The organism is Ruegeria meonggei, from assembly GCF_042768335.1.
GTDB lineage: Bacteria > Pseudomonadota > Alphaproteobacteria > Rhodobacterales > Rhodobacteraceae > Ruegeria > Ruegeria meonggei.
Window position 1 is genome coordinate 3,613,127 of the sequence record NZ_JAXHBT010000001.1, and the last position, 24,277, is coordinate 3,637,403.

26 protein-coding genes and 1 pseudogene are annotated in these 24,277 nt (G+C 55.2%); 18 read left to right on the forward strand and 9 right to left on the reverse strand.

The window, feature by feature from the left end; all coding sequences use genetic code 11:
* Positions 1–50: 50 nt before the first annotated feature.
* Positions 51–182: a hypothetical protein gene (locus tag SJY13_RS17900; protein WP_268952749.1), complete on the forward strand. Its 132-nt coding sequence runs from the start codon at positions 51–53 to the stop codon at positions 180–182.
* Positions 183–391: 209 nt separating this feature from the next.
* Here the strand turns inward: SJY13_RS17900 and SJY13_RS17905 are convergent, their stop codons facing one another.
* Entirely contained in the window at positions 392–742 is a 351-nt protein-coding gene (locus SJY13_RS17905; RefSeq protein ID WP_377192816.1) for a fatty acid desaturase, read from the reverse strand.
* Positions 743–759: 17 nt separating this feature from the next.
* Complete coding sequence (locus tag SJY13_RS17910; protein ID WP_377192818.1) at positions 760–996, reverse strand: hypothetical protein; 237 nt, start codon at positions 994–996, stop codon at positions 760–762.
* A gap of 155 nt (positions 997–1,151) precedes the next feature.
* On the opposite strand from SJY13_RS17910, the gene SJY13_RS17915 reads away from it, so the two are divergent.
* Positions 1,152–1,883, forward strand: a complete 732-nt coding sequence (locus SJY13_RS17915) for a Crp/Fnr family transcriptional regulator (protein WP_377192820.1) — start codon at positions 1,152–1,154, stop codon at positions 1,881–1,883.
* Positions 1,884–1,937: 54 nt separating this feature from the next.
* Here SJY13_RS17915 and SJY13_RS17920 read toward each other — a convergent pair whose 3' ends face one another.
* Together SJY13_RS17920 and SJY13_RS17925 are read right to left on the reverse strand one after the other, a co-directional pair.
* Entirely contained in the window at positions 1,938–2,138 is a 201-nt protein-coding gene (locus tag SJY13_RS17920) for a hypothetical protein (RefSeq protein ID WP_113789405.1), read from the reverse strand.
* 172 nt (positions 2,139–2,310) lie between these two features.
* The gene (locus tag SJY13_RS17925) at positions 2,311–2,814 is read right to left on the reverse strand and encodes a hypothetical protein (protein ID WP_377192822.1); all 504 of its coding nucleotides are present in this window, start codon (positions 2,812–2,814) and stop codon (positions 2,311–2,313) included.
* Positions 2,815–3,072: 258 nt separating this feature from the next.
* Here SJY13_RS17925 and SJY13_RS17930 point away from each other — a divergent pair, with 258 nt between their 5' ends.
* From SJY13_RS17930 to SJY13_RS17945, 4 genes are all read left to right on the forward strand, one after another.
* The gene (locus SJY13_RS17930) at positions 3,073–3,324 is read left to right on the forward strand and encodes a hypothetical protein (RefSeq protein WP_282121187.1); all 252 of its coding nucleotides are present in this window, start codon (positions 3,073–3,075) and stop codon (positions 3,322–3,324) included.
* A gap of 59 nt (positions 3,325–3,383) precedes the next feature.
* Positions 3,384–3,737, forward strand: coding sequence for a hypothetical protein (locus tag SJY13_RS17935; protein ID WP_176865328.1), 354 nt, complete (start codon positions 3,384–3,386; stop codon positions 3,735–3,737).
* A gap of 705 nt (positions 3,738–4,442) precedes the next feature.
* The gene (locus SJY13_RS17940; protein WP_377192824.1) at positions 4,443–4,964 is read left to right on the forward strand and encodes a hypothetical protein; all 522 of its coding nucleotides are present in this window, start codon (positions 4,443–4,445) and stop codon (positions 4,962–4,964) included.
* Between the two features lie 14 nt (positions 4,965–4,978).
* The gene (locus SJY13_RS17945; protein ID WP_377192826.1) at positions 4,979–5,224 is read left to right on the forward strand and encodes a hypothetical protein; all 246 of its coding nucleotides are present in this window, start codon (positions 4,979–4,981) and stop codon (positions 5,222–5,224) included.
* A gap of 213 nt (positions 5,225–5,437) precedes the next feature.
* Here the strand turns inward: SJY13_RS17945 and SJY13_RS17950 are convergent, their stop codons facing one another.
* The gene (locus tag SJY13_RS17950) at positions 5,438–6,487 is read right to left on the reverse strand and encodes a LacI family DNA-binding transcriptional regulator (RefSeq protein ID WP_377192828.1); all 1,050 of its coding nucleotides are present in this window, start codon (positions 6,485–6,487) and stop codon (positions 5,438–5,440) included.
* A gap of 127 nt (positions 6,488–6,614) precedes the next feature.
* On the opposite strand from SJY13_RS17950, the gene SJY13_RS17955 reads away from it, so the two are divergent.
* From SJY13_RS17955 to SJY13_RS18010, 12 genes are all read left to right on the forward strand, one after another.
* Positions 6,615–8,120 carry a sugar ABC transporter ATP-binding protein gene (locus SJY13_RS17955; protein WP_377192830.1) on the forward strand — a complete coding sequence of 502 codons (1,506 nt, stop codon included), beginning with the start codon at positions 6,615–6,617 and terminating at the stop codon, positions 8,118–8,120.
* A 10-nt stretch (positions 8,121–8,130) separates the two neighbouring features.
* Entirely contained in the window at positions 8,131–9,150 is a 1,020-nt protein-coding gene (locus tag SJY13_RS17960) for an ABC transporter permease (RefSeq protein ID WP_377192832.1), read from the forward strand.
* A 19-nt stretch (positions 9,151–9,169) separates the two neighbouring features.
* A complete protein-coding gene (locus SJY13_RS17965) occupies positions 9,170–10,216 on the forward strand; it encodes a substrate-binding domain-containing protein (RefSeq protein ID WP_377192834.1) in 1,047 nt (348 codons plus the stop codon).
* Between the two features lie 120 nt (positions 10,217–10,336).
* A complete protein-coding gene (locus SJY13_RS17970; protein WP_377192836.1) occupies positions 10,337–11,098 on the forward strand; it encodes an ATP-binding cassette domain-containing protein in 762 nt (253 codons plus the stop codon).
* A gap of 11 nt (positions 11,099–11,109) precedes the next feature.
* Positions 11,110–12,237, forward strand: coding sequence for an ABC transporter permease (locus tag SJY13_RS17975; RefSeq protein ID WP_377192838.1), 1,128 nt, complete (start codon positions 11,110–11,112; stop codon positions 12,235–12,237).
* 85 nt (positions 12,238–12,322) lie between these two features.
* The gene (locus SJY13_RS17980) at positions 12,323–13,468 is read left to right on the forward strand and encodes a substrate-binding domain-containing protein (RefSeq protein WP_377192840.1); all 1,146 of its coding nucleotides are present in this window, start codon (positions 12,323–12,325) and stop codon (positions 13,466–13,468) included.
* A 74-nt stretch (positions 13,469–13,542) separates the two neighbouring features.
* Complete coding sequence (locus SJY13_RS17985; protein ID WP_377192842.1) at positions 13,543–14,505, forward strand: YncE family protein; 963 nt, start codon at positions 13,543–13,545, stop codon at positions 14,503–14,505.
* The gene (locus SJY13_RS17990) at positions 14,502–15,506 is read left to right on the forward strand and encodes a 4-hydroxythreonine-4-phosphate dehydrogenase PdxA (RefSeq protein WP_377192844.1); all 1,005 of its coding nucleotides are present in this window, start codon (positions 14,502–14,504) and stop codon (positions 15,504–15,506) included. The genes SJY13_RS17985 and SJY13_RS17990 overlap by 4 nt, the downstream gene beginning before the upstream one ends.
* A gap of 10 nt (positions 15,507–15,516) precedes the next feature.
* Positions 15,517–16,692, forward strand: a complete 1,176-nt coding sequence (locus SJY13_RS17995; RefSeq protein ID WP_377192846.1) for an L-rhamnonate dehydratase — start codon at positions 15,517–15,519, stop codon at positions 16,690–16,692.
* Positions 16,693–16,695: 3 nt separating this feature from the next.
* On the forward strand, positions 16,696–17,604 hold the full coding sequence (locus SJY13_RS18000) for a dihydrodipicolinate synthase family protein (protein WP_377192848.1): 909 nt from the start codon (positions 16,696–16,698) through the stop codon (positions 17,602–17,604).
* Position 17,605: 1 nt separating this feature from the next.
* Complete coding sequence (locus SJY13_RS18005; RefSeq protein ID WP_377192850.1) at positions 17,606–19,108, forward strand: aldehyde dehydrogenase (NADP(+)); 1,503 nt, start codon at positions 17,606–17,608, stop codon at positions 19,106–19,108.
* A gap of 82 nt (positions 19,109–19,190) precedes the next feature.
* Positions 19,191–20,111, forward strand: a complete 921-nt coding sequence (locus SJY13_RS18010) for an SMP-30/gluconolactonase/LRE family protein (protein WP_377192852.1) — start codon at positions 19,191–19,193, stop codon at positions 20,109–20,111.
* 235 nt (positions 20,112–20,346) lie between these two features.
* On the opposite strand, the pseudogene SJY13_RS18015 reads toward SJY13_RS18010, so the two are convergent.
* The 4 genes and pseudogenes from SJY13_RS18015 to SJY13_RS18030 all read right to left on the reverse strand — a co-directional run.
* Positions 20,347–20,517 (reverse strand): annotated as a pseudogene (locus SJY13_RS18015) (integrase); the annotation flags it as partial.
* 153 nt (positions 20,518–20,670) lie between these two features.
* Positions 20,671–21,300, reverse strand: coding sequence for an AbiV family abortive infection protein (locus SJY13_RS18020; protein ID WP_377192854.1), 630 nt, complete (start codon positions 21,298–21,300; stop codon positions 20,671–20,673).
* Between the two features lie 209 nt (positions 21,301–21,509).
* Complete coding sequence (locus SJY13_RS18025) at positions 21,510–21,998, reverse strand: hypothetical protein (RefSeq protein WP_377192856.1); 489 nt, start codon at positions 21,996–21,998, stop codon at positions 21,510–21,512.
* Between the two features lie 255 nt (positions 21,999–22,253).
* A complete protein-coding gene (locus tag SJY13_RS18030; RefSeq protein ID WP_377192858.1) occupies positions 22,254–24,131 on the reverse strand; it encodes an adenylate/guanylate cyclase domain-containing protein in 1,878 nt (625 codons plus the stop codon).
* Positions 24,132–24,277 lie beyond the last annotated feature (146 nt).

Here is a 24,277-nt window from a genome sequence, read left to right on the forward strand (position 1 = left end):
GTCTGTGACATGCAAACGTATTGAGAGAATCCAACCTGCAAGGAACTCAGATGTCAAAAGGTGACAAGAGGCGCGGCAACCGCGAAGTTAAAAAACCAAAGAAAGCAAAGGAAAAAATCGTGGCGACGGCCGATTTCTCAAAGGGTCAGAAGCCGGTCAAGATAGGGAGTAAGAAAAAGTAATTTCCATTGTCGCAAGACGAAGATTGCAACCAAGGCGGTGCGTGCAGGATTCCCGTCGTCAGGAAGGGATGTAGACATGGGCAATAGCCGCAACTCCGGCCCATGGTGTCCGAAGGCCATTGGAGCGCCGCTTTGGCATGCTTCGCAATTTGGTTTCCGAAGTTTCTGATCTATACCCGGATTGATTCATAACTCACTATAACGATGCGTTAGGATTCCTCCCAGAGCGCGAGGCTTGTGAAGCGCAAGCTATCGCGGAGAGTGTTGCGCCGGGTGTTGGCAAGGACGTCATGACCTCGAGGGACCTCGGGAAGACGATAGAACGGGATACGGCTGGCCAGATGATGAACATGGTGAACTCCGACTTTCCCGGCGTTCCAACTCAGCATTCCGGGCAGTGCGAAGTGTGAACCGACTTCAAGCGCCGCATCCTGAATGCTCCAATCATTTTGCCGCTGCCAACTGGTTTCCTCGAACTGGTGCTGCACGTAGAAGAACCACGTGCCAGCAATTGCAGCGCGGAACATCGTCGGCAGAAACACGAACAACAGGACGTTCAAGTATCCGGCCGCGTGATCTAAGACCGGCGCGAGAAGTTACCGCTGACAATAATCTCGTTGATCAATTTGGCGACTGCCGAATGGGTTTCTAGCTCTAATTCCGAACCTTTGGCACACTCGTGAGTCACGGCAGCATCGCGCAAAACCCCGACGATCTCACGTTCCTGAAGAAGATTGAGATCGTTTAAGGCAAGTAGAAGAGCCTCGCAGATCGAGAGTGCAGCCATGCCTGCGGGATCTTGGTGGTCTGACATTGGGGTCATTCCTTTTAAAGTCATTGGAGTCGTGACCAGGCGAGGTGGTGATGGTTTTTCTATTGTCACATGAGTTTTGGTATTTTGGACTGATCGAAAGTAGCCTCAATACCAAATTCTTCGTAGAGTCTTTGCAGGCTCGGGGAAATCCAACGATGAACACCAACACTAGCCCGCTAACACAGAAACTCTCGGCATTTGTTGCCTTGGCAGAGGCGGAACTGGCCGTTTTGGCACAATTGCACCAGCGGAGGAGAACCTTTGAGGCTGGCCGAGATCTTGTTCATCAGGGACAATCGGAACAGGCTGCCTATATCCTCGCCGCAGGCTGGGTTGTTTCATATAAGATTCAGCCTGACGGATCACGCCAAATCGTCGATTTCCAGATTCCAGGGGATTTCCTTGGACTGCGCAGCGTTTTGCTGCACACGTCAGACCATGGCATTGAGCCGATTGTTGAAATCGAAGCCGCCGAGGTTCTGGTGAGTGATCTTTTGCAAGCCTTCGCAGAGACACCTCGGCTTGCCACTGCAATTTTATGGGCCGTGTCACGCGACGAAGCGATGGTTGTCGAACATCTTGTCGGGCTTGGGCGGCGTGATGCGGATGCGCGCATGGCACATTTCCTACTGGAACTTGGAGTCAGGCTGTCGCTTGTGGGGATGGGCAGCAAGAAAGGCTATGCCTGCCCGCTCACACAGTACCATCTTGCCGATGCACTGGGATTGAGCGCCATTCACGTCAACCGCGTCCTGCGCAAACTCAGGGAGGACGAGTTGGTTACATTTCAGGATGGGTTTGTGACTTTCAATAACTATGAGGGTCTGGTTAAACTGGCGGATTTCGATCCAGCGTATCTGGATCAGAAGCGGCCGCTTCTGGCCTGATTGGGCCCACAATCTGGTTTTGGACGATCCTGCTTACATCTCCAACGCGTGACGTTACATCAGCGCCCGACTGGCTTCCTTGAGTTCCTTGTGAGCCTCTTCATCATTTTCTGCTTCATGGGCACTTTCAGCGGCCTGATAGTGTTTCAATGCCGTCGCCTTTTTGGGGCCTTCAGGCGCTTTGTCCCAGGCGGCCTTGACGGAGGCCATGTGCTTGACGGTGTGGTTTTCCTGACTCTGGTCTTCATCATTCATTGGAATGTCCTTTCCTAGACGGTCCGAGAATAAGAAGCGCGAGACTCATACAGCTCTTTTGGGGAGCTCCATGTTCCCCGCGCCCCTCAGATACTCAAAAAAAATGCCAACCAAATATACAGCGGACACATGTTACCTAACGGGTTTCAGAGCGCATTCGTACTGACGCAGGTTAGCCCGCTTGAGCCAGATAAAAGATCCGCGCAAGTATCAGAGCGCCCATGAGTGAAATCAGCATCCAATAGATCGGGATCCGGGGGCCGGAATACTTTATTGTCTCAGGCAATTTCGAAACGCGATGCGACACGCGCTTAGGTAACAATGCCACCAACTTTGTCGCCACACTGCCGCTCGTATGATCAAGCGTGGGTACATCTCTGACTGTTGAAAGATGTGCTTTCAGCCGGGCATGCGCTGCAACTCGGCCCAGAAGTGTAAGCTCACGAGCCTCGGTCCAAGGCTCGAGCCCGAGACGCGCAAGGGCTGACAAAACCGTGACTGTTGCACCGGTTTTGTCTTCACCCACTTCTGCAAGCAGGAAAGGGTCGTAGTCGGAGCCATCCGGGCGAAGAACATCTGATACTGACATGATTTTTCCTTTCGGACTGGGGGAGCGGCGCTCAACAAAAGTCGTTGGGACAAAGATACCGACCAACGCGTTGGATACCGCATTCAATATTGCTTGATTGCTGCAAGGCGCAAAGACTTGCATCCGCCTGGATGCGCCACCTTCTAGCCCCGATTACCGGGAGTGAGGCTGTTGCACACATCCTGACAGTAAAGAACCTGATGGGTACTAACTTCGATCAGCATAAAGCCCGTGAGTTGGGAATAATATAGCCCTAAGTGCTGTGACTTGACGGGGCATCTGGACTGATGCGGCCGACCATGGTCGGTACCGGAAATCCAGCGATCAATTCAACGGAGGTATGGGATGCTCACGCGTTCGATCAGGTCAAAGGTGACGTTCACCAATGCCTTCAGGTTGGGAAACAGCGATATCGTGTTTCCGGCTGGCGCGTATGAAATTCTCTTCGAGGAGGAGTTGCTGCAAGGCGTCAGCTTTGAGGCTTACCGACGCACCGCGACCTACCTGATGGTCAGGGGTCGAGGGAGTCATGTCGGTCAAACAACGATGCATATGACAACACAAAAGGATCTGGAGCACGCCATTGCCTGCGACTAGGCCCGTTGTGAAACAATTCAACATAGCGAAGCGGCGCTTTCTCCGCTGGAGGACTTGATATGACCAATCCTGAATGGCTGAAACCTGGTATGTATGGCGCGCTGCTCGGCGCGGTGTTTGTCGGCGTCGTTGGATTTTCTTGGGGCGGCTGGATGACCGGCGGAAGCGCGAACAAGTTGGCAAGCGAAATGGCGCGGGACCAGGTGATCGCGGCGCTCGTGCCAATTTGCCACGACATGTCCCGCACGGATAATCAGCGTTTAGCAAAGCTCGCGACGATCCAGGCTGCCACGTCGTACAAGCGACGCGACGCCGTGATGGATGCGGGTTGGGCGACCATGCCTGGTTCCGATTCCCCGAACCGCGATCTCGCCAAAGCGTGCATTGAAGGACTGAACCTTGATGCATCTTAATATGATTGCGTTAATGCCGCCCTCATCAATTTACACTGGTTTGCTACGGTCAGTGGGATGCTTAGATTGCAACTGGAAAGTGACCATGGAACCTGTTCGACCCTTGATGTTAGAAAGCGGGATATCGATGCAAGCTGTCTGAAATTTCCCTCAGGTACAATCTATCGCAGCGCAACAAGCGATCACACCGGCTCAGCCAAACCAACCGGGCCCGTCAGGTCCGAATTGAAAATAGGCATGAACTACAGCGCTCTTATTGGGGAAACAAACGCGCCGGATGTCGCGAGAATTCGATTATGCAAGGAAAACTTGCCAAAACTAACGGGGATAGCGAAGCCTTCCTAAATTTGAAGTTGTTGTAACTTCTCAAATAGCGCTCCTTGGTCCGATACCGAGCCTCATGTGCTGATTTGCTTAGCAACGCGCCGTAGTAAATCGGCACTTCAAACCCCATATACTGATAGGCTACGTGCGAATTTTCGGGTCTGACCGACGCACCGAGGTCTCAGTGGAAAATCCGAAATCGATTGGGATCAGGTCTTTCAATGACCTGTTATTAGGTCTGCCGTCCTGCTGAACCGTCGAATAAGGAAACCGACAATCAGGGCGGCAAAGGCCGGTTCAGCCAATCTCGAAAAATCCTGAGAGTCGCGCCGGAGCGGGCTGGCGAAGCCTACCTGGCCCTTAATCGAAAGGACCACCGCAATGGATGACCAATTCAGCAAGACCATCGCAGTTTTCGACTGGCCATTCACAGTGCCCGGTTTCGCAGAAACGCTCCCCGCCGGTGAGTATGAAATCGAAACCGAACTCGCCTCGCCTCCGGATCAACAAGACCCTGAAGCTTGGAAGGCCTCGGTTGTTGTCCACCTGCATCCACGCATTTCCCATCCGGGATTAACCCGGAGCCTAACCGTTTCATTGATTGATCTCGACAATGCCCGCGCGAAGGACAAGCTTTCAGGAAGAGAGCTGTCTGATGTTTTTCTGGAAGAAATGCTGGCAGACCCAATGGTGCAGCTTGTGATGCAGGCCGACGGGGTATCCGAGGCCCAATTGCGCCATCTTTACTCGGGATCGCGGACAACGCGGGAGAATATCGATCTCGTTGACCAAAGTCCCAAAGACGATACCCCGCAAGTTTTTTCGCAGGACAGCTCTGAAATTCAGAACGCCGAAAATGAAGGGATGCCATGCCAACAGGCCACTTCGCTTGTACCTGAATGAAGGGGAAGAAGCGAATGCCTGAGTCAATGGAAAGCGAGGAACTGATGCAAAAGAAGAAGGAATTCATCGTCTCGGACCCGCCAAAGCGTGCGCTTGCCGATGCGCCCAAGGAACGGTTCTGCTTGCGCTGCAAAACCTCTTTCTGGAGCGAAGGTTTTGGCGAACGCATCTGTTCCCGCTGTAAGGGCACCTCAGCTTGGCGCGCGGCTGTGCCGGAAGGCGCCGGTCAAGGTCGCCGCCGCTCTGGCGGCCGGTCGTGACAGATCCCTTGATTGTTTTTAGGGCTGCCTGGCGTCGTTGTCCGAGATAATGCGAAAGCCCCCTTCGTCCGCAGTGCCTACCTATCACAACGCACGGATCTCGCCCGCGCAGCGAATGGCCGGTTTGATGAAGCTGCGTTGCGGCGTGGCCTGACCCGATGAATGGCAGCTTTGGGCCGTATATGTATCTCAAGCTAACGACTGAAAAAAGCGCTACGCGTTGGTTCTAGGGTTTTTGACTGTGCTGCCGGGAATGAGCCTGAACCCTACGTCTTTAGCGGATTTCACGGGCTCTCCATTTATCTGCGCCAAAACCATTTCTGCAGCGATTTGACCGATTTTCAGATGTGGTACTGCGATGGAAGTCAAGCGATATGGCTGAATAGCTGAAATAGGCAGGTCTCCCCATCCTGCGATACCGATATCCTCTGGTACACGAAGGCCGATCTTTTGCGCGTATTGCAGGCCGCCAATGGCCATGTTGTCGTTTTGATAGAAAATGGTTTCAATATCTCGGTGGGCAGCCAAAAGCTGCTCGGTTCCATAAAACCCAGTATAGAATCCGGGGGTGTCTTTGAGCAGAAGTTGCTTTTCCAGACGACCATTGGCATCATCGATGGACTTGGAAAAGCCGTTTAGTCGAGCCGTTGCCGCATTGGCAACGTCGTGCGACGTGCCAACGTATCCAAACTTTCGGTACTCCATCCCTGCAAGATAGCGGCCCATGCTGTAGCCGCTGTCAAAGTGGTTCAGGCCAACGCACATGTCCAGCGGGCTGGAATTGAAGTCCCAGATCTCAACCAAAGGGATGCCTGCGCTGCGCAGCATTTGTATAGCCTTCGGGCTGTGTGAACGACCCGTGACAATCAGTCCGGCCGGCTGCCAGGACAGAACCGTTTCAATCCATTTTTCTTCGTGGTCGATTTCGTGCTCGGTCAGACCCAATACCGTCTGGTGGCCAAACGCACCTAACTTGCGATCAATGCCTTCAAGCACCTGAGCAAAGATTTCATTGCCCAATTCCGGGATACTGACGCCGACAAATGTAGACTTTTTGTCGCCCGCAAACACAGTCGCCAAACGATTCGGCAGATACCCCAGGCGATCAACCTCGGCCATGACCTTGGCCCGCGTCTTTTCCGAAAAACCGCCTCCATCCCGTAAGACTCGGCTGGCGGTCATCTTGGAAACACCCGCAGCCTTGGCCACTTCGGCCAAGCTTATTTTGTTGTTTCTATTAGATTTATCCGGATCGCTGCTCATTTACGTTACGGGTAACTCTTTTTTATTGACATCTGTGTGGCCTGCGAGAATGCTAGCGTAACGTTACGGGTAACTCAATACGTTGTTGAGGATCAGCAGGGTTACCGCGATCTGGGAGGAGGCCACAGTGCCCGGCACTGCACAAAACAATCTGTTCTTTGACGGGATAAAGAAGCATTTCGGTGGCACCTATGCCCTGCGCGATGTGTCCCTGAATATTGAGCGAGGCGAAATCGTTGCTTTGTTAGGTGAAAACGGCGCGGGTAAATCCACCCTTATCAAGATACTCGGCGGCATCCACAAAGCGGACGAGGGTCGGGTCCTAATCGATGGCGAATCGTACGAACACCGCCCGGGCGGTTTTGGTGAGCGCCAGTCAGTTGCCTTTATCCACCAGGATCTGGGGATGATCGAATGGATGACAGTGGCTGAAAACATTGCTTTAGCCTTGGGGTATTCGCGCAAAAACGGGCTGATCAACTGGACGACAGTAGATGAATTTGCGCAACAAGCGCTGGACAAAGTCGGTTGCGAGTTCGACCCGACAACCCGCGTTCAGGATCTTTCGCGTACCGAAAAATCGCTTGTCGCCATTGCGCGGGCGTTGGCTGTGGATTGCGATTACCTGGTTTTAGACGAACCTACCGCTTCGCTGCCTGCCGATGAGGTTGAGCGTTTGTTCGAAGCCCTGCGTCCGCTGAAGGAGCAGGGCGTCGGCATGATTTATGTCTCGCACCGGTTGGATGAGATCTTTCAGATTGCAGATCGTGTAGCCGTATTGCGCGATGGGGAGCTGGTCGGTTTGCGCAGCATTGATCACACAACACCAGAAGAGCTTGTGTACATGATCGTCGGGCGGAAAACCCGGCAGGTGATTAAACCGGATACCCCGCCAGGAGAGACCGTTCTTCAGGTCACCGATCTGAACATGGATGCGGCGCATAATGTCAGTTTCCAGCTGCAATCCAACGAGATTGTGGGTCTGGTCGGCCTGCGCGGCGCGGGGCACGAAAATGTCTCGCGCGCATTGTTCGGCGCCGAAGTGTTTGACGGGCAGATCGCCCTGCGCGGCGAGGCACCGGATTTGTCGTCGCCGCAAGCGGCCATGGCGTCCGGTGTCGGGCTGGTTGCCCGGGACAGAACTGAGGAGTCTGTGGCAATGTCGCTGACGATCCGGGAAAACACGTTCCTGAATCCTGCGGCCATCGGGCGGACACTGTTGTCTTTCATGAGCCACCGTTCAGAGGCTGAAAGCGCCGCCCGCATCGGTGCGGATGTAGCGTTGTCGCCGAATGATCAAAGTATGACAATTGAAAGCCTTTCCGGTGGAAACCAGCAGAAAGTGGTGATCGGGCGGTGGTTGGAAACAAAGCGCAAGTTGTTGATCTGTGAAGATCCGACTGCGGGCGTTGATGTCGGTGCCAAGGCGGAAATCTATGCTTTGCTGAACCGGGCAATGGAAGACGGTGTGGGCATCATCGTAGTTTCAACCGATTTCGAAGAAGTTGCCGCCATTTGCCACCGCGCCATTGTCTTCAGTCAGGGCCAGATCGTGCAGGAACTGACAGGTACCGAATTGACGACTGAGAACCTCATACAGGCAGCCTCGGCGTCGAACGCAGTTGCGAGTTAGGGAATACAAAATGCAATCGCTTGAATCCAGCGCACTGGAACCCACAAAGGCTGAGCTGAAAAATGCTTCGCTCAAAACCCGAATTCTGCGCTTTCTTCCGGTTTATGGGCTCGTGCTGTTGACCGTATTTCTGATCGTTCTGTTTTCGATCCTGTTGCCGAATACTTTTCCGACGCTTTTGAATTTGCGAGCAATCATTTCGGACAAGGCAATCATTGCACTGCTGTCGCTAGGGGCCATGATCCCGATGGCGGCCGGTCGGATCGATCTGACAGTTGGGTACGGGATCGTGCTGTGGCACATATTGGCGATCTCATTGCAGACGACGTTCGGTATTCCCTGGCCAATTGCAGTCGCGATTGTTCTTTCACTGGGCTTGTTGACCGGTTTCCTGAACGGTTTGCTTGTCGAAGTCGCAAAGATCGACAGCTTTATTGCCACTCTGGGCACCGGAACAGTACTGTACGCGCTGGCTCTGTGGCACACGGGCGGTCGCCAGATGGTCGGTGCGTTGCCGGACAGTTTCTATGCCATCAACGGCACCTTTATATTCGGCCTGCCGATCACCGGGTTTTATGTGTTGGGCATTACCGTCGCGATGTGGCTGATCTTGGAATATACACCCATTGGCCGTTACCTGTACGCAATCGGTGCCAATCAGCGCGCCGCGCAGCTGAACGGTATACCAACGCGAAAGTTCGTCATTGGAGCGTTTATGTCATCGGGCCTAATCACCGCTTTCGCAGGGGTGTTGCTGGCGTCGAAACTGCGGATCGGGCAAGCCTCGGTCGGCCTTGAATTCCTGTTACCTGCTTTGGTTGGGGCCTTTCTGGGGTCCACCACCATCAAGCCGGGACGCGTGAATGTCTGGGGAACAGTTGTGGGTGTCGCGATCCTGGCTGTTGGTATCTCGGGCATTCAGCAATTCGGTGGATCCTTCTGGGTCGAGCCGATGTTCAACGGTGTCACGTTGCTGATCGCAATCGGTATTGCCGGTTACGCTCAGCGTCGCAAAGGCGCCAACAAGTAAAAGCATAAGGGAGGAGATTATGCTGAAACGGACTTTTATGGCGGTATCCGCCGCTGCCCTGCTAACGGGCCAGGGTGTGCCGGTCATGGCCGAGACAGCCTTTGACGGACCAACAAGCGGACCCACAGCCGCCGAGGGCAAGTCGATTGTCGTCGTGGCGGGTGATCTGAAAAACGGCGGTATTCTTGGCGTCACCAATGGTGTCGAAGAGGCCGTCGGAACTATCGGCTGGGAGGTTCGCGTGCTGGACGGCGCCGGTTCCATTCAGGGCCGCACAGGCGCTATCGGTCAGGCAATGGCCCTGCAGCCGGACGGGATCATCATCAACGGTTTTGACGCAGTCGAACAGCAAGCGGCACTCGAAGGCGTTGTGAACGCTGGTATTCCAATGGTCGCATGGCATTCAGGTCCCAAGATCGGCTGCGATGCGCCGGGCGGGATATTTGCCAATGTATCGACCGATGCCATGACCGTGTCCGAAGTGGCTGCGGAATGGGCGTTGGATGATGGTGGCGACAATGTCGGTGCAGTTATTTTCACGGATTCGACGTATCAGATTGCCATTGATAAGGCGGACCGCATCAAGGAAACGATCGAAGCCGCAGGCGGCACTGTTTTGGAATACGTGGACACTCCGATTGCCGATACTTCGGCGCGGATGGGTCCCCTGACCACGAGCCTGTTGCAGAAATATGGCGATCAGTGGACGCACGCTTTGGCGATCAATGATCTTTATTTCGACTTCATGGGTCCCGCGCTGGCCGCTGCTGGTATCTCGTCCGATGATGGCCCTCAGGCCGGATCTGCCGGGGATGGATCCGAGGCCGCGTTTCAGCGTATCCGCGGCGGCAGTTATCAGACCATTACCGTGGCCGAACCGCTGAACCTTCAAGGCTGGCAACTGGTGGATGAGCTGAATCGTGCCATCCAGGGTGAGCCGTGCTCGGGCTATGTGACATCGCCCGCGTTGGTGAACGAGGACGGTCTGGCCAAACTGGGCGACAGCAACCAGTTTGACCCCGACAGTCCCTACCGCAAAGCCTACGCAGAAATCTGGGGCAAATAAAAACACCGGCGGTTCCAATCTACTGCGATAGGAACCGCCGTCGACAAGGATAACACAGCGCAATGCCAATTTAGCGGTCAATTGATCGCCATGGCGGAGCTTTGCGCAGAGGAGGAAACCATGAGCGACCAGCCATTGGTTCAAATGCAAGGAATTACTAAGCGCTTCGGCGGTGTAACCGCACTGCAAGATGTTGATCTGACCGCATACGCGGGTGAGGTTCTGGCCATCGTTGGTGACAACGGTGCGGGAAAATCCACGTTGATCAAAATTCTGACCGGAGTGCACCAACCCACCGAAGGACGGATATTGATGGACGGCAAACCGCTGGAAATGTCCAGCCACTCGGACGCGATTGCGCACGGGATTGACGCGGTGTATCAGACGCTTGCTTTGGCGGACCATCTGTCGCCTGCGGCCAACATGTTTTTGGGAAACGAATTGACCAAGAACTTTTTTGGCATGGCTTTCTTGGACAACAAGCGCATGAAATTCGAGGCCGCGCGCGTTTTGGAGGAACGGTTGGGCGTTCGTCTGCGGTCAATGGACGTAATGACCGAAAGCCTGTCTGGCGGGCAGCGGCAGGCCGTCGCGATTTCGCGCGCGGTTTACCACGAAGACCTGCGTCTACTGGTGATGGATGAACCCACTGCAGCCTTGGGTCCGCAGGAAACGGCCCGCACACTGAAGCTGATCAAATCGCTGCGCGAGCAGGGGTTGGCGGTCATTCTGATTTCGCACTCGTTGGATGATGTGTTCGAGGTCTCGGACCGCATTCATGTGCAACGCCGCGGCCGTGCCGTTGGTGTTGTCAAAACTGCGGAAAGTTCCGTTCAAGACGTTCTGGGCCTGATTGTAGGTGCCCAGGATGCGGCCGCGTGAAGGAGAACGAGATGTCCGCGACCACGACAAACCCTGAACAAAAAACTCTCATGGACCGGTTGGAGCCCTATCTGGCCTTTATCGGCCCCATGGTCATGATCCTTGCGATCCTCATCTTCATGGGCATCGCCGAACCTGCGCGGTATTTCCGCCTGAGCAACCTAAACCTGATCTTGCTGGATGCGGCGCTATACATGCCAATGGCGATGGCGATGACCTTTGTCATAACGCAGCGCGGGATTGACCTGTCGATTGGCTCAATCGCGGCATTTTCTGCCATCATGATGGCCTTTCTGATCAAGCAATACGGCTTCCCTGCATGGGTGGCGGTACCGCTGGCCATTCTGATGGGGGCCATCATGGGCCTGATCAATGGTTTGGTCATAACCCGGTTCAAGGTTCCTGACCTGATCGGTACACTGGCGATGGACCTGGTCTATCGCGGCCTTGCCCTGGTAATTGCCAAGGGTCTGGTGCTGGCGCGTTTCCCCGACCTGATTACGGATATCGGGCGCGGGCAGATTCCCGGCTTTATCCCGATCCCGGTTGTCTTGGGGCTGCTCACCATGGCCGTAGGCTATGTGGTGCTGACCCGCACCTATTTCGGGCGTTACACCATTGCTATCGGGTCCAATCCCGAAGCCAGTGAAATGACCGGCGTCGCTGTCGATCGTAACAAGATTTATGCCTATGTGCTGATGGGTGCTGCGGCCGCGATGGCGGGTGTCATGTTGACGGGCAAGCTGAACGCTATCCAGGCGACTTCGGCCCCGTATTTCAATCTGCACGTCATTGCGGCGGTTGTTGTTGGTGGAACATCCCTGTTTGGGGGAAGGGCGTCGATACTGGGTTCGCTGGCAGGCGTGTTGCTGCTGTCGATGATGATCAACGCATTGGTGACCTTGCGGATCGAGTTTTTCTGGCAATCCGTCGCCTCGGGCGTGGTGATTGTCAGCTCCGTGGCGCTGTACACCTGGATGCAAAAGAAAGACCGGGACGGTGCGCATGGCCTGATGGCCGCGCTGCGCAGCAAAGAGGCGCAGAAACTGCTGCGGTTCTCGACCGTGCTGATCGGCGCACTGATCCTGTTGCTAGCCCTTGGGGCGGGTCTGGCAACCGAGCCTACGCCAAGCGGCTAAGGCAGACAAAAAGTGGTGCGCCGGGAGGTAGGAGTCCCGACGCACCTGCAAGACCCCACAATGTTCGCGAAAGGGAGGACTTACCGTGAAACAATTGAACAAAGCCTTACTGACGACAAGCGCATTTTGCCTGTGTGCTGCTGCCGCCTTGGCGGAAGGCAATCTGCCATTGAAAGAGCTGCCAGGTATCGCAGACCGCGACTACTGGGTACCGGGCGAGGTGAATGCCGACGGCAAGCTGGAAGCGTTGCAAGCCATGACCGGTGCCGAGGCGGTAAAATATTCGGGCGCGCAGGACGGGCCGGTGCAAATTGCGCTGATCTATCCGTCTGCGGATACGTCGGATTTCTGGGCACGTAACTATTTGGCGATGACCAAACGCTTGGACGAGTTGGGGATCGAATTCGAGACAACAGAATTTGCCAGCCGTCAGATCGAACATAGCCTGCAGTCGACCTATGCCAATCAGGTGGTTCAGGACGCGGATTTGTATGACTTCGTGATCTTTGGCCCATCGGAACTCGCCATTCAGGCAGACAACATCGACAAGATGTCAGGCAGCGATGGTTTTTCTACTTTCGTCTGGGCGTTTCACACGCCGCCCAAGGCTTTGGAAAACCAGCCGGATGCATGGTTCGACTTCAGCTCGGCCGCAGGTGCGCTGACCATGTGCGACTACATGCTGGAACGTCTGGGCAAGGATGTGACTATGGCGATGAATCGCGGTATTCCGGGCATCACTGATGATCAGCGCTCGGGCGATTTCAAAGCCTGTGTAGAAGAGAAAGGCAACTGGAACACCGTTTATGAACATTACGGTGAATACCAGCGCGAAGGTGGGTTTGAGGGCACTAGCCTGATCCTACAGGCGTATCCAGAGGCCACGATCATCCACAACGCCAACACAGCGATGGCGATGGGTTCGGTCGAAGCGCAGGTTTCGGTCGGTAAAGAGAAAGAGGTCTTCTCGACCGGCTGGGGCGGTACAGGTCTTGAGCTGGACGCCATCCGCCGCGGCGAGCTGGACGCCACGCCAATGCGTATGGGGGACGATGTAGGCGCCGCCACGGCCGAGGCGATCAAGGCGCATATGGAAGACCGCCAGGACGAGCTGCCGTTTGTCTTCCTTGGCCGGATCACTGTGGCGCATGACCAGATGAGTGCCGAAGAGCTTGACGCACTAGAGCAAGAAGCTTTCCGCTTCTCAGGCGTTGGTGCGTTGGAACGCTAAGGAAACCGTTTGTGGCCGGTTGCGAATAGCTGGCCACAAACACCCCTAAAAGATTAAAGAAGGAGGGAAATCGAATGGCGCAATCCATGATGTTGATCGAAAAATGCAGCCATTGCATAAGCTGGTATGACATTGACACGGGTGCCTTGCAGGGGCGTTTGGATTTGCCACATTTCCCGCATGAATTCGTGGTCGATGAAGAGTTTCACTACGCCTATGTCGGTCACTACGGTGTGCAGAACTCGGGCATTGACGGCACCGATGGCCGGTCGGTTATCGTGATCGATATCCGCAAGCAAGAGATCGTGCACACCTATGATCTGGGCGAACACGCCCGCCCACACGGGATTGGGCTAGACGGGCAGGGGCGGCTGTACGTTCTATCTGAATGGACCGGGCATCTGCTGGTCAAGGAAAACCCGCGCGCCTTCGATCAGGGATGGGATCACATCACGTCGACCGGGGGCACCAAGTGCCATCTATTCGCGCTGACCAAGGACGGACGCACCGCCTATTCAATGAACCTGACCTCGGGCGATGTGACGGTATTCAACCCGTATGACGCATCTGTTGTGCCGATCTCTATCAAGACCGGGCAAAAACCAGAAGGGCGGTGCCTGCACAAAGATGTTCATACGCTTTATACCTCGCAACGGATTTCCAATACGGTTGCGGTGATCAACACCGACACGCTTGAGATTGAGCGGACCTTTCCAACCCCGGATGACCCTTGCCGCATCTACTATGACGAAAAGCGTAATCGTCTGGTGACGATGAACCATCTCGGCGGGTCGTTTTCTGTTTTTGACGAAGCGACAGGTGAGATGCTGCACGAACAGAAAACACCCGCGAACCCGCTGGCGCTGTGCATCGATGACGATGCAGCATTCGCCTATATCGCGATCGATTGCGAGCAGGTACAGCGGTTCAACCTCGACACGTTCGAGGTGGTTCAAACCTTTGACACGGGCAAGGAGCCAGACGTGATGGTCATCCTGCCCGATGGATTCTCAAAACACTGGAAGGGTGCGGCGTGACCAAACCTCGTATCGCAATTGTTCCCGGCGATCCGGCCGGGATCGGGCCGGAGCTGATCGCCAAACTGCTGCGACAGGAGGGCGTACAGGAGGCTGCCGACATCGTATTGGTCGGTGACGGCCACCTGTGGCAACGCGGTGGGGAGCAGGCCGGTCTGGACGTGCCACTGAACACGGTGACCGACGTGTCTGGTCAGGGTGGTTTAACCCATCTTGATCTCGATACGATTGCGCCCGAGAATGTGAAGATCGCCGATGTGACCGTCGAAGGCGGAACCACATCCCTGCGCTGTCTAGACAAGGCAATGGATTTGGCCATGGCGGGGCACGTGGACGGCATCCTGTTTGGCCCTTTCAACAAGGCCGCGATGACGGCCGCCGGGCTGAATGCCGAGGACGAGCATCGCTATATGGCGCGGTACATGGGGCATGACGGCTATCACTCGGAGCTTAATGTTCTGGATGAGCTGATGACAACGCGCGTGACATCTCACATCGGGCTTAAGGATGTTGCCGCCAACATCAGCGAAGGGGGGATATTGAAGGCGATCAATCTGGCCAACGACACCTTGCTTAAGGCAGGCAAGGCCAGTCCCAACATCGCCGTTGCAGCGTTAAATCCTCATGCCGGTGACAATGGCAAGTTCGGTCGGGAAGAAATCGACATCCTGGAACCAGCCATCCGCAAGGCACAGCAAAAACAGATGAACGTGACCGGGCCTTGGCCTTCGGACACAGTGTTTTTGAAGGCACAGCGGGGCGAGGTGGACGCGGTCGTCACCATGTATCACGATCAGGGCCAAATCGCGATTAAGCTGATGGGGTTTGAGCGCGGTGTGACCGTAGCCGGAGGGTTGCCCATCCCAGTGGCGACCCCGGCCCATGGTACCGCTTTTGACATTGCCGGACAGAACAAAGCCAACCCAAGCGCCACACGGCAGGCGTTTGATCTGCTGGTGCGGATGGCCAGAACACATCGCGCAAATCGTGGCGTGGTCTGAGGAGATTGAGATGACCAAGATTAAATCCGTGCGCACCCGCGTCTGGAACTGGACTGGGCCCACCGTGCCACCCACGGGCAACTTCTGCACCAATGCGTCGGACTTGTTGTACGATAAGGGCGATGCCATGTCGTCGTTCCGGTTCCATCAATGGCTGACTTGCGAGATTGAAACTGAGGACGGCACCATCGGTATTGGCAACGCGGCTTTGGCGCCATCCGTAGTGAAAGCGGCGATTGACGAGTGGTTCGCCCCTCTGGTGATCGGTGAAGATCCCTTTGATTACGGGTACCTGTGGGAAAAGATGTACCGCCGCAGCCATGCCTGGGGGCGCAAGGGCATCGGGATGATCGCAATTTCAGCCGTAGATCTGGCGATCTGGGACCTGATGGGCAAGCTGGCAGGTAAGCCCGTTTTCAAACTGCTGGGCGGGCGCACCAAAGAGAAAATCCCTGTCTATTATTCCAAGCTCTATTCCGGCCCCATCGACGTGATGCAGGCCGAAGCTGCTGAAGCGCAGAAGAACGGCTACAGCGCCTACAAGATGCGATTTGGCTGGGGGCCCAAGGACGGCATGGTTGGCATGCGCGAGAATCTCAAACGGGTCGAGGCAGTGCGTGAGGTCATCGGCTATGACGTCGATTTGATGGTCGAATGCTATATGGGTTGGAATCTGGACTATGCAAAACGGATGCTGCCCAAGCTGGTCAAATATGAACCCCGCTGGCTGGAAGAACCGGTTATCGCCGACGATGTGGAAGGTTACCGTGAGCTGAATGCGATGAACATCATACCGATCTCGGGGGGCGAGCATGAGTTTTCGATCATCGGGTGCAAGGACCTGATCGAGAAAAAGGCTGTCTCCGTCCTGCAATACGACACCAACCGGGTCGGCGGCATCACGGCTGCGCAAAAGATCAATGCCATCGCCGAGGCCCATCAGGTGCCGGTGATCCCGCATGCTGGTCAGATGCACAATTATCACCTGACCATGGCCAACGCGAATTGCATGATCAGCGAGTATTTCCCGGTCTTCGATGTCGAGGTCGGCAATGAGCTGTTTTATTACATCTTTGAAGGTGACCCTGATGCAGTCGACGGTTTTATCGACCTAGATGACGACAAACCAGGTCTGGGGATCGAGATCTCTAATAAACACCTGAAGCATTTCGAGATAACGGAGTAACCCATGACATATACCGGTATCTGGCCCGTTGCACCGACACCGTTTCTGGAAGATGGCTCGCTTGATCTCGACGGGATGAAACGTGTTTTGGATTGCCTGATCGATCAGGGCGCGGATGGTGTTTGCGTTCTGGCGAATTTCTCTGAACAGTTCCTAATCTCGGACGAAGAGCGCGCAATCCTGACCCGGCTGAGTCTTGAACATGTCGCCGGGCGTTTACCGATGATCGTGACGATCAGCCATTTCGCCACCCAAATCGCAGTTGAGCGTGCCCAGTTCGCCAAAGATCTTGGTGCCGACATCGTGATGATGATGCCGCCCTATCACGGGGCTCTTTTGAAGGGGAACGCGCAGCAGACCTTTGATCAGTTTGCCGCCGTGGGTGAAGTAGGCATCCCGATCATGGTGCAGGACGCGCCATTATCGGGTGTTGATTTGCCCGTGCCGTTGCTGGTGCAGATGGCGCAAGAAATCGACATGGTGAAACTGTTCAAGATCGAATGCCCCCGTGCCGCCAACAAACTGCGGGCGCTGATCGCGGCAGGCGGTGACGCAATTGAAGGGCCGTTTGACGGTGAAGAAGGCATCACTCTGTTGGCTGATCTGGACGCGGGTGCGACCGGTTCGATGACATCGGGCATGATCGTCGATCAGATCAAGCCAGTGATTACCCATCACCACGCTGGCCATATCGGTGAGGCGACAGCAGCCTATGGGCGTGTGGCGATGGTGATCAATCATGAAAACCGTCAATGCGGTTGGCAGTCCTGCAAGGCGGCGATGGTCGAGGGTGGAGTGATCAAATCTGAATTCTGCCGCCATCCGATTGACCCGCTGCAGCCGGCCATTCGCGACCGTTTGATAGACCTTTTGAAACCGCTGGACCCGCTGGTCCTGAAATGGGGAAAATAAGATGATCCTTGGAAAAAACCTGATCGACGGTAACTGGGTCGGGTCTGACAATCTGCGTACCTCGGACGATCTGGGCGGGCAGAGCTTTGCGCAGGCTACAGCGGCGCAAGTTGATGAGGCCTGCCGCGTGGCGCGTCGTGATTTCCGTGCATACTCGGGAAAATCACGCGCTGAACACGCTACGTTCCTGCGGACAATCGCGGACCAGATAGATGTTCTGGGTGATGAGATCACCCAAACTGGCATGGCCGAAACCGGCTTGCCTGAGGCGCGGCTGGTGGGCGAACGTGGCCGCACAACCGGTCAGCTGCGCATGTTTGCAGATTTGATTGAAGAGACAGGATATCTTGATATCCGCAAAGACGGCGCACTTCCTGATCGGACGCCGCTCCCCCGTCCTGATCTGCGCCTGACGCACAAGGCAATCGGCCCCGTGGCCGTCTTTGGTGCGTCGAATTTCCCGCTCGCCTTTTCGACAGCGGGTGGCGACACGGCTTCGGCCCTGGCTGCGGGGTGCCCGGTGATCGTCAAGGGCCACAGTGCCCACGCGGGTACCGCCGAGTTGGTGGCGCAAGCTATCGCCAAGGCGATTGAGATTTGCGAGATGCCCGCGGGCACCTTCCAGATTGTGCAAGGGTCCGGGCGAGAAGTCGGCTCGGCCCTTGTTCAGCACCCCGAGATCACCGCCGTGGGCTTTACCGGATCGCTGGTCGGTGGTCGCGCGCTATACGATCTGTGCCATACGCGCCCTCAGCCGATCCCGTTTTATGGCGAGCTCGGATCTGTCAATCCGATGTTTTGCCTACCCGAGGCGATGGCCGAGCGAGCGGCGGAGATCGGCACAGGTTGGGCGACATCGCTGACGATGGGTGCTGGGCAGTTCTGTACCAATCCAGGTGTGGCGGTTATGCTGAAAGGACCATTTGCCGACGTGTTGGAAACCGCCTGCGTCACATCGCTGAATGAAACGGCAGAGCAAAAGATGCTGACCGATGGCATCCGTGATGCCTATGAGCAGGGCATCCGGGATTTCCGGGAGTTGATGATTGAGGTCACCTCCTGCGGGGCTGCGTCTGGCAAACGCGCGGCCCTGCCAGCGCTGTTCAGAGTCAGCGCGGTTGAATGGATTGCCAACCCCAAGCTGCAGCATGAGGTTTTTGGCGCGGCGGGCATCATCGTTCAATGCGATGACTTGGATCAGATGCGGGCGCTGGCAGAGTGTCTGGAAGGTCAATTAACTATCACCCTCCATATGAATGACGAGGACGCGGTGTTTGGAAGGACGTTGATGCCGATCCTTGAAGAAAAGGCGGGTCGTTTGCTGGCCAATGGCTTCCCTACGGGTGTCGAGGTTTGCTCTGCGATGATGCATGGAGGGCCCTATCCGGCCAGCACCGATGTGCGGGCAACCTCGGTTGGAACATTGGGCATTGTCCGTTGGCTGCGTCCTGTCAGCTATCAGAACATCCCGGATGCACTGTTGCCCGACGATCTGAAGGATTGAGGCGAGTTGGGGATGGGTAACCGGCCAATTCCGGATGGGCCTCGGTCCATCCGGGCGACATGACAATGGAAGGGATTAAGAAATGTATGGCGTTCTGGACGGAACCGGTTTTGAGGTGATCGAAAAAGAGTTCGAAGCCTGTTTCATTGGCCACGCTCGGGTCGAAAGGTTGTGGACCGGCGCACGCTGGTCTGAAGGCCCGGCATGGTTCGCTGCTGGGCGTTATCTGGTCTGGTCAGATATTCCCAACAATCGCCTGTTGCGCTGGGACGATACAGACGGGTCGGTTTCTGTGTTTCGTCAGCCATCAAACAACACCAACGGCAATACGACAGATCGTCAGGGGCGCTTAGTATCCTGTGAACACCTGACCCGGCGGGTAACGCGCACGAACCACGATGGATCGATCACTGAATTGGCAGATTCTTGGCAGGGCAAACGTCTGAACTCGCCAAATGATGTCGTTGTCAAATCGGATGGATCGATCTGGTTCACTGATCCATCCTACGGTATCTTGATGGATTACGAAGGCGAACGCGCCGAAAGTGAAATCGACGGTTGCCATGTGTATCGCATAGATCCAGACACGCGGAAGGTTTCAGCGGTCGCGACCGATTTTGTCAAACCCAATGGATTGGCATTTTCTCCGGATGAGACCGAACTTTTCATCTCGGATACCGGCGTTACACACGACCCGGATGGCCCTGCCCATTTACGTAGATTTTCAGTTTCAACCGATGGAAAAAGCCTGACAGGTGGCGACGTTTTTGCTGCATGCACCAATGGTGTGTTCGACGGCTTCAGGCCGGATCGTGAAGGTCGTATTTGGAGCTCTGCTGCAGACGGAGTGCACTGCCTCAACTCAAATGGAGAGTTGATTGGTAAGGTTCACATTCCCGAGATTGTAGGAAATGTGTGCTTCGGTGGCACCAAGTTAAACCGGCTATTTGCTGCGGGTACCAGTTCGCTATACGCTGTCTATTTGAACGTAAACGGCCTGTAAGAGGGTTCTTTTCAAGACTTGGAAAACAAGGGCATAGCTAAGACTGATATCTGCATTCCGGCGAAAGCAGTGTCGCAGAAGGTCTTGTGAATTCCGGCCGTGGTATCCTGTCACCATTTGGTTCCATCGGATGCTGCGTTATTCGTCAATGCCCGCTCCGGGGAAGTCTCACTGCAGCATATGTTTTTGCGGACTAAAGCAGCTTTGGGCCGTCCCTGAAGACGGCCCTTAAGTCTCAAATTTCAATAGCCTCTGCGATAGCCAAGGCATCTTCCAACTCAACTCCGAGATACTGGACAGTACTATCCATCTTCGTGTGACCGAGCAGCAGTTGAACCGCGCGCAGGTTGCCAGTTTTCTTGTAGATCTGCGTCACTTTGGTTCGTCGCTTCGAATGTGTCCCGTACACGCATCGAAAGCCAGCTTTGTCCGAAAACAGAGAGTTTGGCCTGCTATAGATCGCGCACCTGCAGCGAACGGCTGGTTCGACGGGCCGCACCGCAGCGTCGAGAGCTACTGGTCAATGTCTGCAAAGGGCCGGCATACTGCGGATGCCCGTTTACGCGGTAGGAGAAGGTAATCCGCCGCTGCGAACGCCCTCAAACATCGCATCGAACTCCTTAGACACCTGATAGCTGTGGTTAGTCATTCCGCAAAATGTATCATCAACGGTTTCAATGGCGACCAGCAAAATGACGCGCGCCATCTCAATGTCCACGAAGTCAGTGGGCCGGACGAAGCCTCCATCATCAGCGAAGCAATAGAGACTCTTCTCTCGCACCTCGTTGAGGTACCCATCATTGATCTTCTGATGGAGATCCTTGGCTGCTTCTTCGCCGCCTAGCATCTCGTGTATTCTCTCCCCCATAAACACTACGGTCACTGCAGCTTTCTGCTTGAGATGATGATCGCGAAGCGGATCACGTCCTTTCTTCCGGTCCGCATCCGCATTCCTAAACGCAGTCAGATGCGCGCGACTGGTTTCTTCGATGGCAGTGATTGATGCGAATGCGGCAAGATGGAAATGCCCTGACGCAAAAAGGGTTTCTGCGCCTTTGATGAGCGACATGAGGTAGTCGAGATATCGATTTATGTCATCAGCGGTCCTGATTTCGAAATCTGGCGGACCAAAATTGATCGCCCTATGTGCTGCGTCATGCGAGATGTCTCGTGGATCGCTATCCGCCATCCGTTACCTCCAATTGCGCCCGCCGGACCGTCTTGACGCTGACGCAGGGCGGCAATGTCATCCGTGGTACTTGGTAAGCCAAGCCGCACCACCTGTCGAATTCCCGAGGGGGGGTGCCTTCGAACATTGTCTGTTGTTGCGCGAACGGCGGCAATGTGGGCTGCGACCGCAGCATTTGAAAACCCTGCTTAAGGGCGGCTATGGGGCCGTCATTGAAAAAGGCGCTTGGGAACAGGTAGTTGCGAAGTTAGTTTTGCAAATTGTAGCGATGCACGGTTGGCAGCCGAGAAGTATGCTTCCAGCTCAGCGATTTCAAAGCTTTCGGGTGATGGCGCCGTTTCTTTTAGGCGTTCTAATTGTAATCTTGCCGCGAGTTCAATCCTCTGTATCTCCCTTTGCTCTTCAGAAACGTGTAGTGGATCGCGAAGTTGTGGCCCATTTCGCCATTCGTGGTCACGCCATGAATCCCGAGCGAATTGGCACTTCATTTGTAACTCAGCGAAGCTCTTCTCGACATTTGCTTCAGTCCTTTGACGTTCTGTGCGTAAAGAGTTGATTTCGGTGCCCCGGGTCGCTTCGAGCGCAGCCTTCATAGACCGTCGGTCTAGAAACCAGAAGGCGACCCCTAAAGTCGCAACCACTGCTGTGTAGAACTCCAACGGGTTTGCCAGAAACAAATTTTGCGTAGCCTCAACCACTAAATGCCCCTTATTTTGCTAACGTGCACCACTAAATGTGGGCATTATCTCACTTCCGTTCAACCGTTGGATCGACTTAAACGAAGTAAGTATTTTGATCCAATGATTGTCTGCAATGCGGGCTGCAACCGCAGCGTCGAGGAATTGTGTTGGATGTCAGGTATGGGCCGGAGCTTCGGCCCATTGACCTTTCTGCATGGTCAGTCCCCGGATCTACCTGTTGAGAACGAATTACCGTACGTTGCTTTTGGCAGGTTAGTTTTCGCGGGGAAATTCCGGGACCCCTGCGGCTTTCGCCGCTTCATACAGCCTCGTCCGATTTTCCTCGGATTTCCAGGTTTCAAGATACTGCCATTCAGTTAGATTAAAATCGGGATTAGATTCCAAAAATTGCTCCACGAGCGCAGCGGCTTCTTCTGGTCTGTCAAGCAGCGAATAGGTCGCCGCCAAAAAAACTTTTGCCTGCCCCCTCGGTTTAATAGATGTTTTCGTCCAAAGGCGCACGACCTCTTCGTAGTTTCGGTTCATGAATTGCGCCAGAGCCAGAAACGAGACATCCCGGTATGTCTCCACGGGACTAAGACGTTTGGCGATCAACAGATAGTCCACGGCACTTGCGGCATCCCCCGCAAACTGGAGATAGAAACCCATGAAGAGGTTAGCCTCGTAGCCGTTAGGTTCGAGGATAAGTGCCTGATAAACAGCGTCGACGGCTGCTTCTGCGTCGCCGCTGGCAACATACACGCCTCCCAGAGCAATGTGCCCCCACGCAAAATCCGTGTCGAGTTCGATTGCCTTTCTGGCAAGTTCTAGTGCGCGTGACAGGTGGGTTGATGGCGTGTCTGTGTATTGGAAACGCACCTGCACCGAGAGGTTGAAGGCGAGCCCGGCGTAACCGCCCGCAAAATTCGGGTCCAGCTCTATCACCTGCTCAAAGAGCTTCTCGCCGCGCAGGATATTATCCCTGCTTGGCACATCGACAGTGCGGCGCGCCTGCAAGAAAACATCGTAGGCGTCGATGTTTGTTGTGTACTTCTGGTACAGCCTCTCGTTCTCGTTGGCTTTGAGCGTTACTGACAGGGCTCTTGCCACCTGCCGCGCGACCTCGGACTGAACTGAAAACACGTCTGTGATGTCGCGATCATAGCGCTCGGCCCAAAGGTGCCCTTCGGTGGCCGCGTCTATGAGCTGTGTAGTGATCCGTATCTTCTCGTCGGTCCGCCTGACGCTGCCCTGCAGCACATAGCGCACACCCAGGTCCTCGGCGATCTGACTGACCTTAGCCGCTTGCCCTTTGTAGGTGAATGTCGAATTCTGCGCGATCACCAAAAGCCCGGAAATTTTCGACAGATCGGTAATGATGTCCTCAGTAACACCGTCGGAGAAATACTCCTGCTCCGCGTCAGCAGACAGATTGTCAAAGGGAAGGACAGCGATTGATGGTTTGTCGGACAACGCCAAAATAGCGTCGCTTGGATCGGTCGACCCGGCTTGATACCACCACAATAGGCCACCACCAAAAAGTAGGCCGATAATCACAATGGCGGCTGACACGCGCCAAAGCGACTTCCGACTCGGACGACTGTTTGCTGCCGGTGGGCTGCCGTCTAAGAGCACCTTGAACACCCAAACAGGCCGAGAGATATTTTTGACCTCGACCTCGCCCAGGTCCTGCAGAGGATAGTCAAACTTGTCGCGCACTTGATCGCGAGCCGCTCGTGAAATGCAGACTCCGCCGGGATCGGCCAAAGCCTCAAGTCGTGCCGCGACGTTCACACCGTCGCCGAAGACGTCGTCATCTTGCGCGATCACGTCGCCGAGATTAATGCCAATTCGAAACAGAATCTGCTTGTCCTCGGGCATTTCGGCGTTTCGAGGTCGCATGCCTTCCTGTATCGCGACCGCACACCGCACCGCGTCCACAACGCTCGCGAACTCGACCAACAGTCCATCACCTGTGGTCTTCACCAGGCGACCTCGATGCTCGGCGATGCAGGGGCCGATGAGGTCTTTGTGATGGGCGGTCATCGCAGCGAGCGTACCTTCCTCGTCCTCGCCCATCAACTTGGAGTATCCCTCTACGTCAGCAGCGAGAATGGCGGCAAGGTGGCGTTTGGGCTTTGCGTCGGTCATTCGTGAGGTTCACTTCCCCGGAGCATCCAGGTGGAAGTGTGGAGCAAACGCCGTAAAATGTACATCGGGCCGCAAAATCCCTGTTGAGCGTCATCCGAATGCCGTGGCAGGCGACTAAACTTCTGAAAGTGGCGCATCACCACGCG